The sequence below is a fragment of the Psychrobacter proteolyticus genome, assembly GCF_003350005.1.
GTDB classification, from domain to species: domain Bacteria; phylum Pseudomonadota; class Gammaproteobacteria; order Pseudomonadales; family Moraxellaceae; genus Psychrobacter; species Psychrobacter proteolyticus.
Window position 1 is genome coordinate 507372 of the sequence record NZ_QLKS01000001.1, and the last position, 15600, is coordinate 522971.

A 15600-nucleotide genomic window follows, 5' to 3' on the forward strand; every position below is an offset into this window, starting at 1 on the left:
TTATGACATAATTATGGTCAAATAAGACATAAAAAGAGTATTTAACCAGTCAAAATCAACCAAATAATGGCTATTTTGGTAAGTACAGCAAAGGAAACGAGTGACTTATGCCCTATTTCAAACCTTTTAAAATGATTATTCTTGGCTTCGATGGTGTGCTCGGTAGTGTGCTCTCTGGCGCATTGGACTTGTTTTCATTCACGGGGGTCAGTTGGCAGCGCTTTTCAAATGAGTCTGTAGAGCCACGGTTTAATGTGCAAATCGCAAGCTTAGGTGGTGGCGATATTAGGTGCAGCAATCGGTTAATCATGCAAGCCCACTGCGATATTCGAGACGTAACAGAGTGCGATTTATTGCTTGTGCCAACCATTGGCGACTCTATTGATAAGGTGTTGACGCAAAACAGTGAGCTACTTCCGCACTTAGTACGGCTTGCAAATACCAAGGCCGATATAGCAAGCAATTGTAGCGGAGCATTTTTTTTGGCAAAGGCGGGATTATTAGATCATAAGATAGCCACCACACACTGGGGCTATGCCAATAAGTTTAAGGCAGATTTTCCATTGGTGGACTTACAAGAGAATCAGTTTGTTACCCATTCAAGAAGCGAGTCAACAAACCAGTCGGGCAATATATTTTGTGCAGCTGGCGGCAGCGCCTTTTATGATTTGGGGCTATTATTAATAGAGCGTTACTGCGGACGTGAGATTTCTACACAGGTGGCAAAAACTCAAATTATTGATAGTAAAAGAGGCAGTCAGAATAGCTATACTAATGTGACCTTGCACAAGCCGCATTCCGACCATTTGATTAAACAAGTCCAAGAATATATCGAAGAGAACTTTCAACATTCTTTGCAGGTCAGCAGTCTGGCTGCCATGGTAAATATTACCCCGCGCACTTTAAACAGGCGCTTCCAGTCCTGCGTGGCGATGCGACCGATTGAATATATTCAGGCCGTCAGAATTGAACAGGCCAAACGCTTACTTGAATTGGGCGATGTATCGATAAAGTCGCTTGCCGATCAAGTAGGTTATGATGATATCTCTTCATTCACGCGCTTGTTCAAACGTGCGACAGAGCTGACGCCTAAAGAATATCAAGATAAGTTTTCGCGGTTGGCTATTTAAAAAGGACAGTGATTAACGTTTAAGCATCTTGCCACAACCCTTCTACTTGGATAGCATCAGCTTTAATAGTTGGGTAATCGTTGAATACCAACTGATAGCCACCATCTGTATTAGGTGTTAGCTGGCAAGTCGCTCCCAGCGGAAAGCTGTATTTTTTGCCGATATGACCAAAAGGCATACCACTATATATCGGCAACCCTGTTAGTTCATGCAATTGACGAATGACTGTGGCGACATCATAACGTTTATCATAGCTGTCCTCGCCCGTACCAGACAATGCCCCAAATACAATCGCTTGCTGATGTTTAAAGACACCTGCGAGATATAAGTCATATAACATGCGCTCAATACGATACGCCTGCTCGCCAACATCTTCTAAAAACACAATGCCACCATCGATACGTGGTAAATACTCACTACCTGCCAGCGCTGACACGACACTTAGGTTACCACCCCAAACCGTACCAGTTAATGGTTTTGGCTCACCCTTTGTCAGTATGGTAGGTAGCTGCTGACTGGTTAAAGATGCGTCTGATATATTAATAACCAGATTGGGATTGGTCAGCACTTCAACAAACTGCTGACAGCTGACTTTATCGGGCGTAGTTTTGCCAAACTCGCTATAGAGCATCGGTGCGGCAAGCGAGCTCATTGACCCTTTTGCCAATAGCGCACATTGGATAGCCGTCACATCGCTAAAGCCTGCGAGTATCGTGCCACGCTCCTTCATAATCCGTCCTAGCGTCACCCAATCCACCATAGGCAATATACGCATGGCACCGTAACCACCGCGCACACCTAGCAGCAGCTTTGGCGCGGCTATTGCCCCAGTGGCAAGGTTTTGAAAATCGCTAGCACGCTGTGAGTCCGTTCCCGCAAAGCGTAAATACTGACGATTGGTAATAGCAGGATTTTCTACTTTAAACCCAGCACAAGCCACTCGATCTAATGCCAACTGATTACGCTCATCATTACCACCAACGTTAGAGCTAGCAAAAAGTCGCGTCTCAATCGTAGCCGTGATACAACCTGCCTGCGTCAGTGATTCCTGTGACGTTTGTAAGGACGACTGACCCTCTAACAACGAAGTTGGCAGATCATCCTTGGTCAGTTGCGAGTTATTACCAGACACGATAGGACTGGCTGCAAACGCTTGAGAAATACCTTGGCTCGCTAGTACTGCTGTGCCTGCACTCACACCGATTCGACGTAGAAACTGCCGACGGTTTAGCCCAGATGTTGTTTCAGTTGCATGACTATTTTTGTTATCTGTCCATGCCTGAGTTTTAATCCCCATATCTTACTGCTACCTTATCACTTTTATTTTTATGATTTGTTTTCTGAAACCTTGTAGCAGCATATTGTAGACGCTTTTCTGACACTGATGGTTGCCTAATCTTTACCGATATTTACTTTTTCGCTACTGAGACACACAATATAGGTCGATTAGATTTGTTACTGTAAATACAAATTCATCGCAAAAAACAAAAGGTAATAATTATGTTTAATAAAAAAACCGATAAAAAAAAGTCACTTGACTCTAATTTAGAATACTTGCTGGGCAAAGAAGATAAGCTGAAAGAAAAGTTAGAGGACAGCGGCTACCTTGAACCGTTTAGTGACGATTTAATGCTATTTATGAGTCTTGTCAAAGACTATTATAAAGGTGACTACCGTAAGATTCCTTTCAAAACAATCTCAGCTGGCGTTATTGGTGCGCTCTATGTGCTAAATCCAATTGACCTCATTCCTGATTCTATTCCGTTTATCGGCCATATCGATGATGCGCTAGTACTTAAGTTCTGTCTAAAGCAGGCCAGAAAAGATCTGCAAAAATATAAAGAATGGAAGCAGGAACAATCAGCTACTAAGGATAAGTTAGAAGCTAAGAGCGACACGGATAAGACTGATAACGATAAAACTAGTAGTGATGAGAAAGACAGCGACGAGACTGGTACGAATCTGAAGAAAGCCTCATAAATATTAGTACTTTCAGCTATTAGAAAACTGCACTATCAAAAAAGCCACGACCGCGAATTAATATTTCGGTCGTGGCTTTTGTTATTTATAGTTTATCTACTACTGTATTTTAATCAGGCACTTCATAATTAGCTTTTTCTGGATTAAGACCAAACGAGTAGACGAATGTCGCAACGAGACTATTGATAATAATGAAAGGTAAATCAATCGCAGCATGACCCAGTGCATAGCGACCAAGCAGCCACGAGACGATCAACATGATAATAAAAAATGCACCCAAATATGCCAAAATCGCAGGGTGTTTTAAATTATAAGGCTGCTCAGGCGTCGGTTGTTTGTCTAATACATACGTCCTTACCGCCCAACCAGCTGCATAAGAGAACCCACCTAACACTACGTAACTGAAAAAATTCATATCGCTTAACTCTAATGGTATGACTGTTTATAACAAAATACTGTTTATACAAATATCATCGACCAACAATGATATTTATAGTCGATACTTATTTAAATACTATCATCAACATTATCGATAACAAGATTAGCATGTGGATTGGCTAAAATATCAGTATTCACCTCATCACATTCCACGCGATAGATCGTGTTGGCACCTCGGTAGATATACGACAAGTACTCACTGTCTAAGAGCGGATCAATATTTGCATAGGCTGGTTTGACATGAGCCAGTATAAGTACACGATCAGGACGACCAATGACTGCATCGACATTATCTGGATCGATAGAGAAGAACTGCGGTATGTCGCTATTTTCAATCACTTCTAATGGCTCTGGATTATCCCAAACGCGCTTAGCAGTGACGGGTTCTTTCATCTGCATCACCCAAGTGTCATTTTGCTGGCTGATCTTTATCTGAGCAGGCTCATCTTGACTCACCGTATAACAACCCTCAAAGACAGACAGATCTGCTGCAACTTCGGTATCTGCTTGAGGACTGGTGTCATTACAAGCGCTCAGAAAAATCGCGCTGCTGGCAGTCACACTGAGCATCAGATAAGTCAGTCTCTTATTAAATAAATTCGAGCGTAAGGACATAATGGGGTTATCCTGCAATCATGCATTAAAAACTTTTATTAAGTGTACTATTATCAAAATGTCACTAGATAGCTATATAAGAAAAATGCGCTTGGGTATCTTTGTAGTAAAGACAGCTCTGCGATTAAAAACTAGAGCCTTTCAGCGAGCTTCGCTATTTTAACAGAAAACCAGGACGTTACTATTATGTTATAAGTTACCGTAAGGGGTTTTATGACTTTATGCATCACGACTGCCCATATTTATGATAGATTTGCTATACTCACAACGCCATCATCATCGTTCGAATAACGTAAACGAGATGCTCTAGTACTACCCTATGCTTACCACTTATCAGGTCCATACTCTTTTATGTCAGACAACCGTAATTCAATACCAAACACTCATAAAGACAACGCGATTGATCCATTGGCTGCTAAAACAAATACCACTGTGGCCTATACTGATGGTGCCTGCAAAGGCAATCCTGGCGCTGGCGGCTGGGGCGCACATCTTATATTTAGTGATGGCAGCACGCAAGATTTATACGGCGGTGACAAAGAAACCACCAATAACCGTATGGAGCTAATGGGTGCCATACAAGCCCTGACACATAGCCCGCATGAGCATACTCTTGAGATTTGGACTGACTCCAGTTATGTCAAAAAAGGCATCACTGAATGGATTGAGGGTTGGAAGAAAAAGGGCTGGAAAACTGCCAGTAAGAAGCCAGTCGCCAATCAAGACCTATGGCAACAGTTGGATAAACTCTGCCAACAGCGTGATGTTAGCTGGCATTGGGTCAAGGGTCACGCTGGACATGCTGGTAATGAAAAAGCAGACGAGCTGGCAAACCTAGGCGTCACATCAAACAGCGGCCATTCAGCAATGATCAATGAAGCAGACACGACTAAAAAAAAAGACCACATAGCGACTGATATCGTTACTAATACTGACACTAACACTGATACCTTGCAAAAATCGTCTAGCGCTGACTGGTTAAGTTTTGATCCATTGGGTCTAGATATGATGGACGATGAGTTTGATGAAGAGCTATTAGAAGCTGAGCCGCTAAGAGAAGATAGTCAGAGTACAGCTAGCACCCTTAAGATAAATGAAAACATTGCTGTAGAACCTAACAGCCATGAAGACAATGCACATAACACGACGAGTACCAAAGATATGCCAGACATTCAAACGCACCTAGATGATACCGTCGACAGTGATATGTTGCCAGATGTAGAGTCTGATTCACCTAAGTTCGATGGGGATACTAGCCGTGCCAACCCACATTTTAAGCCGCTACTACCAAAGCCGATAAACTGCCATGAAGCAGATCGCCAGCTTATCATGGATACAGAAACCACAGGGCTTGATCCACTAAAAGGCGATCGTATTATCGAGGTTGGTATTGTGGAGCTGGTCGGACGTAAGTTTACTGGTGAAAAGCTGCACGTTTATATCAATCCGCAGCGTGGTATGGATGATGAAGTCATTCGTATTCATGGTATCTCTGAAGCATTTTTGACCGACAAGCCGACCTTTGATCAAGTGGCTCAGTCTTTGTATGACTTTATGGACGGCGCTGAAATTATCGCTCACAACTCCACGTTTGATATGAACTTTTTAAACATGGAGTTTGCAAAAGTCGGTCTGAATGATTTTGCTAATCGAGTGCAAGTAACCGATTCCCTTGCGATGGCCAAGCAGCAATACCCTGGGCAAAAAAACACGCTAGATGCCCTCGTGCGTCGCCTAGATGTTGGTAAGCAAGACCGTACTTTTCACGGAGCATTACTTGACTCAGAGATTTTAGCCGAAGTTTATTTGGCGATGACTGGTGGACAGGTCACGCTTGCCATCGAAGAAGATACAGATACCGATGGCGGACAAACTGCTCATGCAAGTTTCGCCAATTTAGCGAATTTATTACTGGCTTCAACGTCGGATGAAACTGCTGACCAAAGCTGGTATGCCTCTCTGGCAGAAGATTATCCTGCACTAAAAGCTAGCATGTAATTGTCGTTCGAATTTTTATTGAACCGACTTTTGTATAATTTAGTCTTGATTATTATTATAGAAAGCGTTAAAACATCACTAACAATTACTTTCTGAATCAAATTTACACCATTGCTATTCTCATCAGTACATTATGGAAAAATACTTATGGACCAGTCTGCGCAAATGAAGTTAACCGCCCCAACACTTAGTGTTACTGATTTTAACCTACCATCGCTTCATTTATTGCATGATGAGGTTATAGCAACGCTTAACGATACCGAGATTCATTTGAGCGAGTTCAATGATGATAGTAGTCAGGCACCTTTATTGTCGGACTCTATCGAAGTGCTAAAGCAGTTGTCTTGTATTTTCAAACTAATTTCTTTAGTCGGTGCAGAGACTCTGAACAATGCCATTGTTGATGGTTTACAGAAACTTTATGATAATGGCGATAACAACGATACTGATTTGATCATGGATCTATCAGAAGCCATTATGACACTGGATCGTTATGTCGAATTTGTATTGTTGACTGAATCAGTAGAACCTACTCTACTGATTCCTGTAATCAACAAGCTTAATGCGCATGGACAGAACAGCCCTATTACAGCAGACTATTTTTCTGCATTTGGTAGCAGTAGTGTCATCATCGCCAATCCTGAAGAGAACTTCGAACCCTTAAGCACACTGAATCTAGACACAGAACTGCTAACCTACGCGTATCGTAGTGGTCTTGGGGTCGCACTACTTAGTCGAGATGGCAAAATTGACTCCGCGGATCAGCAAAAGCTTGATGCTATGAGTGCAGCCTGCGCATTAATCGCTTCAAATACTGATAGCTTATTTTGGCAAGCGGCGACTGCTGCCGTGACTGATATCGAATCAGCACTACCATTAACCTTAAGCCAAAAGCACACACTCATCTATTTAGAGCAGCAATTTCAAAGCTATTTACCAGTAATGGATACTCGTTTTGCAGATTTAGTAAGCTTTGCCTGTCAACGTGATAACGAACAAGCACAGCATCTACGTGAGCAATATGCAAGCAACCATTTAGAAGGTGCTCAACTTGAACAAATGAAGCGTTTCTTGTTTGGACCCAATCGCAAACTTACCGATACGTTAAACACGATTATTCAACAGCAAATTAATAGCATCAAAGAAAACGTAGACGGTTATGCACGTGGCGATTCAATTAATCCTGTTGATATGCAAACGGCACAGATTATGGAAGAGCTAACTGAGCTCAGTTCAGCCTTGCGTTTATTAGGATTGTCAAACGCAGCCAATAGTCTTAGTACAGCAGCAGAGGGTGTGAGACGTTGGCAGGCACCTTCACCTGATGACTTTGACCATTTGTTGCTAGCATTGATGCATGCAGAAAATGCCACTATTGCGATGGCAGAGATGCATACACCAGGCGCAATCTATCTGCCCTTAAATAATCCGCATATCTCATTGCACCAACTGAATACCGCCAATGAGACCTTGATACAAGAAAGCCGTACTGCGTTTGCCAGTGCTGAACAAGCCATCAATGACTATTTGGCCGAGCCTGAACGTGACATGCTCAATATTCAGAACATCCCTGGGATGATGCGTCAGGTGGCAGGTGCGGTACGATTTTTACAGTTGGCCACACCGGCCAGTATGCTGAGCCAGCTGGCTAACTATATCGAAAAACGTATCGAAGATGGACGACGTATCGAAGACAATACGTTATCTTACATCGCTGATGTTATCATGGCGGTCGATCATCATTTGGATGGTTTTGAAAACAATCATCCTGTTAGCAAGCAAGCGCTTGATGTTGGTCAACAAAGCTTAAGCAACCTACTTGCTGCTTAACTTTTCTCATTGTCATGTCATGGTCATTACCTTTTAACCATAACATCTCATTTAAATATAGATAATTTAAGATAATGTAGATACGGGTCAGGTGCGTGAAAGCTTTATAGTCATTAGGCTGAACCAGCCTGACAACATATCTGGGTATCTGATTTATATCGAAGTGATGATACTTTACTCTAAATAAGTCTGTGTCTATATCGATGCATTCTTACTTTATAATGTTTGGAATTTTATATGGCCCATGCTTTTGTATTAAGTGAAGACAGCATTTTATGCCGTCAAATGCCAAATGGTTGGTGGCCTTTGCAAGTCCAACCATCACAAAGTAGTAATGATTTAAACGAGCAAGCTTATCAGGTTGGTCATGTAACACTGCATGAGAGCCTAGCGCCAAGTCATTGGCTACCAAACGACAGTAATAACACTGGCAACCATGCAGATGATACGGTTGATCGCAATGTGGCTCATAGCTTTACCGCTCAAGCTACGAGCGCCATGACTTATGACTATGCAGTTGCTCATAACGTGACGCTACCAATTATTGCTGAAAGTAGTGGTAACACTTTTGTTCCTTATCGAAAACTGATGACTCATTTGCCAGTCGCCCTATCAGATCAGATTAGTCAAGCGATACAGCTATTAAGTTGGCAGGCAGATACGCAGTTTTGTAGTCGCTGTGCTAGCCCTACTGTACATGCTAATCAAAACGAACGTGCCATGGTTTGTCCAATATGTCGATTGCATCAATATCCTCGCGTGCAACCGTGCGTCATCACCGCTATTACTCGTCCAAATCCAGTGACGAATGAGATGCAAATCTTGCTGGCTCACCACCATCGTCATGGACAGCAGAACCTGCCGCCAATGTATGGTTTGATCGCAGGGTTCGTAGAAGTTGGAGAGAGTCTGGAGCATGCCGTGGTACGTGAAGTAGCAGAGGAGGTCAATATCAGCGTATCAGATATCCGCTACGTGAGTAGTCAGCCATGGCCATTTCCCTCTAATTTAATGCTTGGTTTTCGTGCATCATATGCCAGTGGCGATATTATCTTGCAAGAAGATGAGCTAGCACATGCTGATTTCTTTGATCTCTCAAACCTACCTAGAATTCCACCGAAGGGCAGTATCGCTCGTGATTTGATTGACCAAGTGGCTAAAGAAGAAAATATAAATTTATAATCAGTACTTATCTATAGATACCACATTTCGCTATAGTGTTGTATTTTCAATCTCATCTCTTTAAAATCGCTGCTTCTGTGATAAGCGTTTTACTTTAAATTTGGTTTTTTAATAAGTAACACGCTAACATGAGTAGTAAAACGCTGACAGAGCCAGTGCTCTTATAAATACTGTTTTACAAAGACCGCTTTCTCAACCTTTTATCTCTATTTATACTAATACCAATTCTAACGACTGGTATTAAGGTCCTTAATTAAATGCAAAGTAGCACCAATATACGCTTAGTCAATCTACCTATCTTATTTGATACATTACACATTGATACCTTGCCCGCTGACATACAGGCAAGAATTGCACGTGTGGATGCTTGTTTGCCACAGACGCAGTGCGGGCTATGTGAGCACCCAGATGGTTGCCTGCCATATGCCGCTGCGATTGTATTAGATGGCGAGCCGTACAATAAATGCGTGCCTGGTGGTCAGCCAGTCACCAATGCGATTGCTCAGACTCTCGATATAGACACTCCTAACACTACGCTGACGGCTGTACCTTCACAGTGGCCAATAGATGCCACTTCCGAACGTCCGACCGAGGTTCGTGCGGTTATCCGTGAAGATGACTGTATCGGCTGCACCAAATGCATTCCTGCTTGCCCAGTCGATGCTATCGTCGGTACTGGTAAGCATATGCATACGATTTTTACAGATTTGTGCACAGGGTGCGAGCTGTGTATTGCTCCCTGCCCTGTTGATTGCATTGACTTAGTTACGATTGAGCGGGAAATATCTGAGCCTGAGCGAATAGTAGAGCAAGAGGATTTGAGACAACGCTACCACACTCATTTAAAACGCGTTACTGAACAGCTTGCCGATATGAGCAATAGTAGACCTGTCGTTAGTATGGTAGAGGCTAAACTTAATAACGCAGCAAGCCAGTCTCTAAATATCAGTGAATCGCAAGCGAAAAACACCATCGCAGCTGCCAAGCTCCGTACCAAAATCAAAAAACTAGAAAAGCAACTGAGTGTGCGTGCAAATGATAAGAAACAAGCAGAGCTCGAATCCTTACAAGCCGAGCTTGAGTCATTACAAGTAGCGCTATAACGGTAATAGCTGATTACGCAATTAATGCGTTAATAAATTGATACTTTAATCATTAACATGAATGCTAGCGCTAGCATATAATTTGGCACCATCATTCATCAAAATAATAGTCAAAATGCCATGAGTAAAACGGTCAAACATAAAACAGCTGACACACCGCCCTCTAGACGAATGCCCAATCGTGACGTGCGTCCATTCTTTGAAAAGCTAGCAGCGACAATTGATGAGCCTGTCACCGAGCTTAATTATGACAGTAATTTTGAGTTACTTATCGCGGTAATTTTGTCCGCACAAGCGACTGATATCAGTGTCAATATTGCTACCAAGCAATTATACCCTGTGGCCAATACACCTGAGGCAATACTGGCACTAGGCGAAGACGGTCTAAAATCCTATATCAAAAACATTGGTTTATATAATGCCAAAGCAAAAAACGTCATCAAAACCTGCCGTGATTTGATTGAGAAATTTGATAGCACTGTTCCTGATAACCGCAAAGACTTAGAATCACTGGCAGGTGTTGGTCGTAAAACTGCCAACGTCGTGTTGAATACGGCCTTTGGCCAGCCAACCATGGCTGTTGACACGCATATCTTTCGTGTTGGCAATCGTACTGGGCTTGCCACTGGGAAAACCGTACTTATCGTCGAAAAAAAGCTGGTCGAGCGCATCCCAGCAGACTTCATCGTAGACGCCCATCATTATCTTATCTTACACGGCCGCTATACCTGTCAGGCTCGTACACCCAAATGCGGCGCTTGTCCTGTCTATGAAGAATGTATGTTTAAAGATAAAGCTGCATTTTTAGAGTTGTAACGTATTGTTTATTTCAAGCAGAGGATACTGCTAGCTAGCGACCTAGCTAGATAAACCGCTATCCAGTAACCACCTTTGATTGCAGTGAACTGCTTGTTGAGCATTTCTTATAGTAGAGCAAGTGTTGCTCACTAGAGTTTTATAACGTTTCAAGGTAGAATAACCCTATTTTGCGTTAAGAGATTTTGGCCATTACCCTGCTTCTGATAAGGCAATCTGCACATTAGCGTTGTCTATTAAGGCAAGTAATGACCCAACTCGTTACTGCCAAGACCATATTAGAGCGAGGCAGTATCATTTTATATATTGATTAAATGATAGTCCGCTCACCCTTTGGTCATATTTATTAGCAAAGATTTTAGTCAAAACCGATTTTAAATTGAGAAATACCGATTATCTGCCGCGTAAATGCGTGGTCAAAATTAATTAGAGCAGCACCCAGATGTGCTGCTTTTCCTACCCTTATTGATTCAATTAAGCGATCCCATTATGCGTGAATACAACTTATTTACCTCAGAATCTGTGAGCGAAGGCCATCCTGACAAAATGGCTGACCAAATCTCAGATGCTATCCTTGACGCTATCTTACGTGAAGACCTGCACGCACGTGTGGCATGCGAAACCTTAGTAAAAACAGGCGCAGTCATACTTGCAGGTGAAATCACTACAACGGCAAATATCGATTTAGAGCGTCTTGTTCGTGACACCGTAAATGGCATTGGCTATCACCATTCAGACCTAGGCTTTGATGGCGAGACTTGTGCAGTCATCAACATGCTAGGTAAGCAATCTCCTGAAATCGCGCAAGGTGTCGATCGTAGCGACCCTGAAGAGCAAGGTGCAGGTGACCAAGGCTTAATGTTTGGTTATGCCAGTAATGAGACAGAAGTATTGATGCCAGCGCCTATCGAGTATGCCCATCGTTTGATGGAGCGTCAGTCGGAGCTGCGCCGTGCAGGTGAGCTACCTTGGTTGCGTCCAGATGCCAAAGCGCAGGTGACCTTGAAGTATGACGGCAATCGTCCTGTCGCCATCGATGCTGTTGTATTATCAACACAGCATGATCCGAGCATCTCGCAGTCAGATCTGCAAGAAGCCGTGATGGAATCTATCATCAAGCAAGTGCTACCAGCTGACTTATTGCACGCTGGCACACGCTATCATATCAATCCAACTGGTAAGTTTGTGATTGGTGGTCCTGTCGGTGATGCTGGTTTGACTGGTCGTAAAATTATCGTTGATACTTACGGCGGCATGGCACGTCATGGTGGCGGTGCGTTCAGTGGTAAAGATCCTTCAAAAGTGGATCGCAGTGCTGCTTACGCGGTACGTTATGTTGCCAAAAACATCGTAGCAGCAGGTCTTGCTGAGCGCTGCGAAGTACAGGTCAGCTATGCAATTGGTGTCGCTGAGCCTACTTCTATCTCTGTTAATACTTTTGGTACTAGCAAGATAAGTAACGATGAGATCATTCGCTTGATTCGTACTCACTTTGACCTACGTCCTTACGGCATTACCCGTATGTTGAATTTACTACAACCAATGTATCAGCAGACTGCTACCTTTGGACACTTTGGTCGTCCAGGCTCAGAGACTGCCTTTACGTGGGAAAAAACAGACAAAGCTGATATCTTAAAAGCAGACGCTGGTTTATAAGAGTCACTACTTTAAAACGTTTACCAACCATTTTTATACTAAAAACTACTGACACTTATTATTAGGAGTTGCTTATGTCTCAAGACAATATTCAAGACCAAAACGCTGATGCTAACATCGAAATCACCCCTGAAATGCAGGCATTTTATCAACGTGCTGACGCTATCATTGGTATCGCCAACAGTCAGCTAGGCCCTGAGGCGCATTCAGGTCAAGTAGGTGCTTCTTTATTGTATGCTGCAGCACGCTATAGCGCGTCAGTTGCCTCTATCGGTTTCGTCAAAGGTGATGATTTCGCCAAAGAAAAAGACGATATCGTCGAGTTTTATGTTAAACAGTATCGCCAAATGCTAAGCGACAATTTAACTGATTATGCTCAAAACTTTGACAAGTACGTACAGCTAAATCAAGATGACAAACCAACTGAATAATCGAATGTCGTCAGTCTAGATGTCTTTGATTTAGACATACTGTCGTAAAATCATTATTTGATGGCAGAAAATAAACCCCCAAGCTTAATTGAGCTTGGGGGTTTTTGTACGGTGTTTAAGTGGATAGCTACTGATAAATGAGCTACCATAAATAACTAAGCATTTAGCCTCAATAGGCAAATTTATCAGCGATAACAGGACGCTATCAAATATTATTAATAAGGAAATATAATCATGCAGAAAAATCTATCCAAACGACTCTCGGTACTGAAACCATCATCACTTATATTATCATTGGTACTTGCATTGACAGCTTGTAGCTCTACACTTAATACAGCTACGTCCACTACTGTGCATACTCAATCAAGCACGAATAGCAATAGCCAAATGCTTGAAAACACGCTGACCCAATGTCCAACCTCTCACTCTGAGAGCACCATGTGTACCATGCAATATGACCCTGTCTGTGTAAAAACAAAAGTTGGATCAGTTGTTAGCTACCATACTGCTGGTAATGCTTGCTCAGCTTGTAACATTCCTGACGCAATTGGTTATGCAAAAGGCGAATGTAGCTAATCTATAAAGCGGTTGTATCGAGATCTGCTGTACTGAAAGCTGCTGTATTAAAAGGTTTTTTATTAAAAATATTGAACATCCATAAAAATACCCAGCCTATATAAGCTGGGTATTTTTGTAGCTAAGCAATAAACTCTAAAGCTTAAGCATCTTTCTCAAGTGCTGGCGGGCCTTTTAGTAGCTCTTCATCACGGAATTCATTGGCCGAGTTGTGCTCTGCTGACTCTTCTGTGGTGAACCATTGCTGATTACGATACAGTATCAAACGATCTCGACTGAGACCACGCAGTAGAGAATACATCATCACGACGATCACAATAGCAAAAGGAAAGCCTGAGACAATCGATGCCGCTTGTAATGCACTTAAACCACCTGCTGCCAATAATACAGCAGCGATAACACCTTCAGAACCTGCCCAAAATAAGCGCTGAATCTTTGGTGGATTGGTATCACCACCTGATGTCAGCATATCGATGACAAAACTGGCTGAATCTGACGAGGTAACAAACCATAGGACAATCATCACCACGATGAGTAAGTTGACCGCATCTGTCAGTGGATAAGACTCCATGAGCTTAAAGATAGCACTGCCTGTATCTGCTTTGACGGCTTCGATCAGACCTGGACTAACTATGTTAGGGTCTGCTGCTGCCATCAGCTCCATATTTACCGCAGAACCACCAAAGGCAGTAAACCATAAAAACAAGATCGTGATAGGAATTAAGAGCACCCCTAATATGAACTCACGAATAGTACGGCCACGAGAGATACGTGCAACAAACACTCCAACGAATGGTGACCAACTAATCCACCATGCCCAATAAAAAATAGTCCAAGAAGCTTGCCAATTTTCTTCGCCTCTATAAGACTCAGTCCAAAGACCTAATGGCACGATTTCATGCAAATAGTTGCCGATATTTTCTACAAAGCTATTAAAAATAAACTGCGTAGGTCCAAAGATAATCACAAAACTTAGCAATATCACAGTGAACAATATATTGGTATCACTTAGACGCTTGATGCCTTTATCCAATCCCATAAACAGAGATAACCCTGCTAGCATGGTGATAAGGCCAATCAAAATAATCTGCACCGTAATATTATTGGGTATACCAAATAACGTCTCAAGGCCTGAGTTGATCTGCAAGACGCCAAGACCTAACGTGGTCACTACCCCAAACATCGTGCCAAATACGGCGAGCGTATCTACCGTATGTCCCCAACCGCCGTAGATCTTTTTACCCAATATTGGATAAAGTGTCGAACGGATAGCCAGTGGTAAACCTACTCGATAATGAAAATAAGCAAGCGATAGCGCAACCATGCCATATAGCGCCCATACATGTAGACCATAATGTAGGAACGATATATTCATCGCTTGCTTAGCAGCGGCGACTGTCTCCGCCTCACCTAATGGTGGTGCCATGAAGTGATACAACGGCTCAGCGGTGCCCCAATAAAGCAGCCCAATACCGATACCTGCTGAAAACAGCATACCAATCCAAGAGACTAGATTGTACTCTGGCCTTTCATTCTGGTGACCGAGCCTGATATCGCCATAACGGCTAAATATCATATAAATACTCATAACCAATGTTAAATTGACCACAACGATAAAAAACCAGCCAAAGCGTAAAGAGACAAATGCTTTTGCTTGATTGAACACGACTTCTGCTTGTTCGTTGAATAGTGCGCCAAAAATAATGAACGCCAGTATCAAGATTGCTGAAGTCAAAAATACAGGTTTACTTACCCGCGGAAAAGGGCCCAATCGGCCAACTTTTACATGATCCATAGGTATATCCCCAAAAAAGTGCGTAACCATACCAAGGTATGAACGAATTA

14 protein-coding genes are annotated in these 15600 nt (G+C 42.6%); 10 read left to right on the plus strand and 4 right to left on the minus strand.

The features are described from left to right. The first annotated feature begins 107 nt into the window (after positions 1–107). Entirely contained in the window at positions 108–1130 is a 1023-nt protein-coding gene (locus DXK30_RS01995) for a GlxA family transcriptional regulator (RefSeq protein WP_114700239.1), read from the plus strand. 19 nt (positions 1131–1149) lie between these two features. Here DXK30_RS01995 and DXK30_RS02000 read toward each other — a convergent pair whose 3' ends face one another. Then, positions 1150–2427 carry an LD-carboxypeptidase gene (locus DXK30_RS02000; protein WP_114700240.1) on the minus strand — a complete coding sequence of 426 codons (1278 nt, stop codon included), beginning with the start codon at positions 2425–2427 and terminating at the stop codon, positions 1150–1152. Between the two features lie 203 nt (positions 2428–2630). Here DXK30_RS02000 and DXK30_RS02005 point away from each other — a divergent pair, with 203 nt between their 5' ends. Next, positions 2631–3110 carry a YkvA family protein gene (locus DXK30_RS02005; RefSeq protein WP_114700241.1) on the plus strand — a complete coding sequence of 160 codons (480 nt, stop codon included), beginning with the start codon at positions 2631–2633 and terminating at the stop codon, positions 3108–3110. A 109-nt stretch (positions 3111–3219) separates the two neighbouring features. Here the strand turns inward: DXK30_RS02005 and DXK30_RS02010 are convergent, their stop codons facing one another. After that, complete coding sequence (locus DXK30_RS02010) at positions 3220–3525, minus strand: hypothetical protein (protein ID WP_114700242.1); 306 nt, start codon at positions 3523–3525, stop codon at positions 3220–3222. A gap of 92 nt (positions 3526–3617) precedes the next feature. Beyond that, positions 3618–4163 carry a hypothetical protein gene (locus DXK30_RS02015; RefSeq protein WP_227670671.1) on the minus strand — a complete coding sequence of 182 codons (546 nt, stop codon included), beginning with the start codon at positions 4161–4163 and terminating at the stop codon, positions 3618–3620. A gap of 351 nt (positions 4164–4514) precedes the next feature. Between DXK30_RS02015 and dnaQ the strand changes: the two genes are divergently transcribed. The 8 genes from dnaQ (at position 4515) to DXK30_RS02055 (ending at position 13755) form a co-directional block, all read left to right on the plus strand. Beyond that, positions 4515–6161 carry a DNA polymerase III subunit epsilon gene (dnaQ, locus tag DXK30_RS02020; RefSeq protein ID WP_114700243.1) on the plus strand — a complete coding sequence of 549 codons (1647 nt, stop codon included), beginning with the start codon at positions 4515–4517 and terminating at the stop codon, positions 6159–6161. A 147-nt stretch (positions 6162–6308) separates the two neighbouring features. Continuing rightward, positions 6309–7991, plus strand: coding sequence for a hypothetical protein (locus DXK30_RS02025; protein WP_114700244.1), 1683 nt, complete (start codon positions 6309–6311; stop codon positions 7989–7991). 237 nt (positions 7992–8228) lie between these two features. Next, entirely contained in the window at positions 8229–9173 is a 945-nt protein-coding gene (gene nudC, locus DXK30_RS02030; RefSeq protein ID WP_114700245.1) for an NAD(+) diphosphatase, read from the plus strand. Positions 9174–9430: 257 nt separating this feature from the next. Then, on the plus strand, positions 9431–10276 hold the full coding sequence (locus DXK30_RS02035) for an RnfABCDGE type electron transport complex subunit B (RefSeq protein WP_114700246.1): 846 nt from the start codon (positions 9431–9433) through the stop codon (positions 10274–10276). Between the two features lie 120 nt (positions 10277–10396). Beyond that, positions 10397–11092: an endonuclease III gene (nth, locus tag DXK30_RS02040; protein ID WP_114700247.1), complete on the plus strand. Its 696-nt coding sequence runs from the start codon at positions 10397–10399 to the stop codon at positions 11090–11092. Positions 11093–11581: 489 nt separating this feature from the next. Next, entirely contained in the window at positions 11582–12748 is a 1167-nt protein-coding gene (gene metK, locus DXK30_RS02045) for a methionine adenosyltransferase (RefSeq protein WP_057760687.1), read from the plus strand. A 74-nt stretch (positions 12749–12822) separates the two neighbouring features. Then, positions 12823–13179, plus strand: coding sequence for a DUF3144 domain-containing protein (locus tag DXK30_RS02050; protein ID WP_114700248.1), 357 nt, complete (start codon positions 12823–12825; stop codon positions 13177–13179). A gap of 234 nt (positions 13180–13413) precedes the next feature. Continuing rightward, a complete protein-coding gene (locus tag DXK30_RS02055) occupies positions 13414–13755 on the plus strand; it encodes a hypothetical protein (RefSeq protein ID WP_114700249.1) in 342 nt (113 codons plus the stop codon). A 142-nt stretch (positions 13756–13897) separates the two neighbouring features. On the opposite strand, the gene DXK30_RS02060 is transcribed toward DXK30_RS02055, so the two are convergent. Then, entirely contained in the window at positions 13898–15550 is a 1653-nt protein-coding gene (locus DXK30_RS02060; RefSeq protein WP_114700250.1) for a BCCT family transporter, read from the minus strand. Positions 15551–15600: the final 50 nt, after the last annotated feature.

Coding starts and splice junctions, on each gene's coding strand:
- nth (WP_114700247.1), top strand. CDS start 10,397: ATGAGTAAAACGGTCAAACATAAAACAGCTGACACACCGCCCTCTAGA.
- DXK30_RS02005 (WP_114700241.1), top strand. CDS start 2,631: ATGTTTAATAAAAAAACCGATAAAAAAAAGTCACTTGACTCTAATTTA.
- DXK30_RS02010 (WP_114700242.1), bottom strand. CDS start 3,525: ATGAATTTTTTCAGTTACGTAGTGTTAGGTGGGTTCTCTTATGCAGCT.
- nudC (WP_114700245.1), top strand. CDS start 8,229: ATGGCCCATGCTTTTGTATTAAGTGAAGACAGCATTTTATGCCGTCAA.
- DXK30_RS02050 (WP_114700248.1), top strand. CDS start 12,823: ATGTCTCAAGACAATATTCAAGACCAAAACGCTGATGCTAACATCGAA.
- DXK30_RS02060 (WP_114700250.1), bottom strand. CDS start 15,550: ATGGATCATGTAAAAGTTGGCCGATTGGGCCCTTTTCCGCGGGTAAGT.
- DXK30_RS02035 (WP_114700246.1), top strand. CDS start 9,431: ATGCAAAGTAGCACCAATATACGCTTAGTCAATCTACCTATCTTATTT.
- metK (WP_057760687.1), top strand. CDS start 11,582: ATGCGTGAATACAACTTATTTACCTCAGAATCTGTGAGCGAAGGCCAT.
- DXK30_RS02025 (WP_114700244.1), top strand. CDS start 6,309: ATGGACCAGTCTGCGCAAATGAAGTTAACCGCCCCAACACTTAGTGTT.
- DXK30_RS01995 (WP_114700239.1), top strand. CDS start 108: ATGCCCTATTTCAAACCTTTTAAAATGATTATTCTTGGCTTCGATGGT.
- DXK30_RS02000 (WP_114700240.1), bottom strand. CDS start 2,427: ATGGGGATTAAAACTCAGGCATGGACAGATAACAAAAATAGTCATGCA.
- dnaQ (WP_114700243.1), top strand. CDS start 4,515: ATGTCAGACAACCGTAATTCAATACCAAACACTCATAAAGACAACGCG.
- DXK30_RS02055 (WP_114700249.1), top strand. CDS start 13,414: ATGCAGAAAAATCTATCCAAACGACTCTCGGTACTGAAACCATCATCA.
- DXK30_RS02015 (WP_227670671.1), bottom strand. CDS start 4,163: ATGTCCTTACGCTCGAATTTATTTAATAAGAGACTGACTTATCTGATG.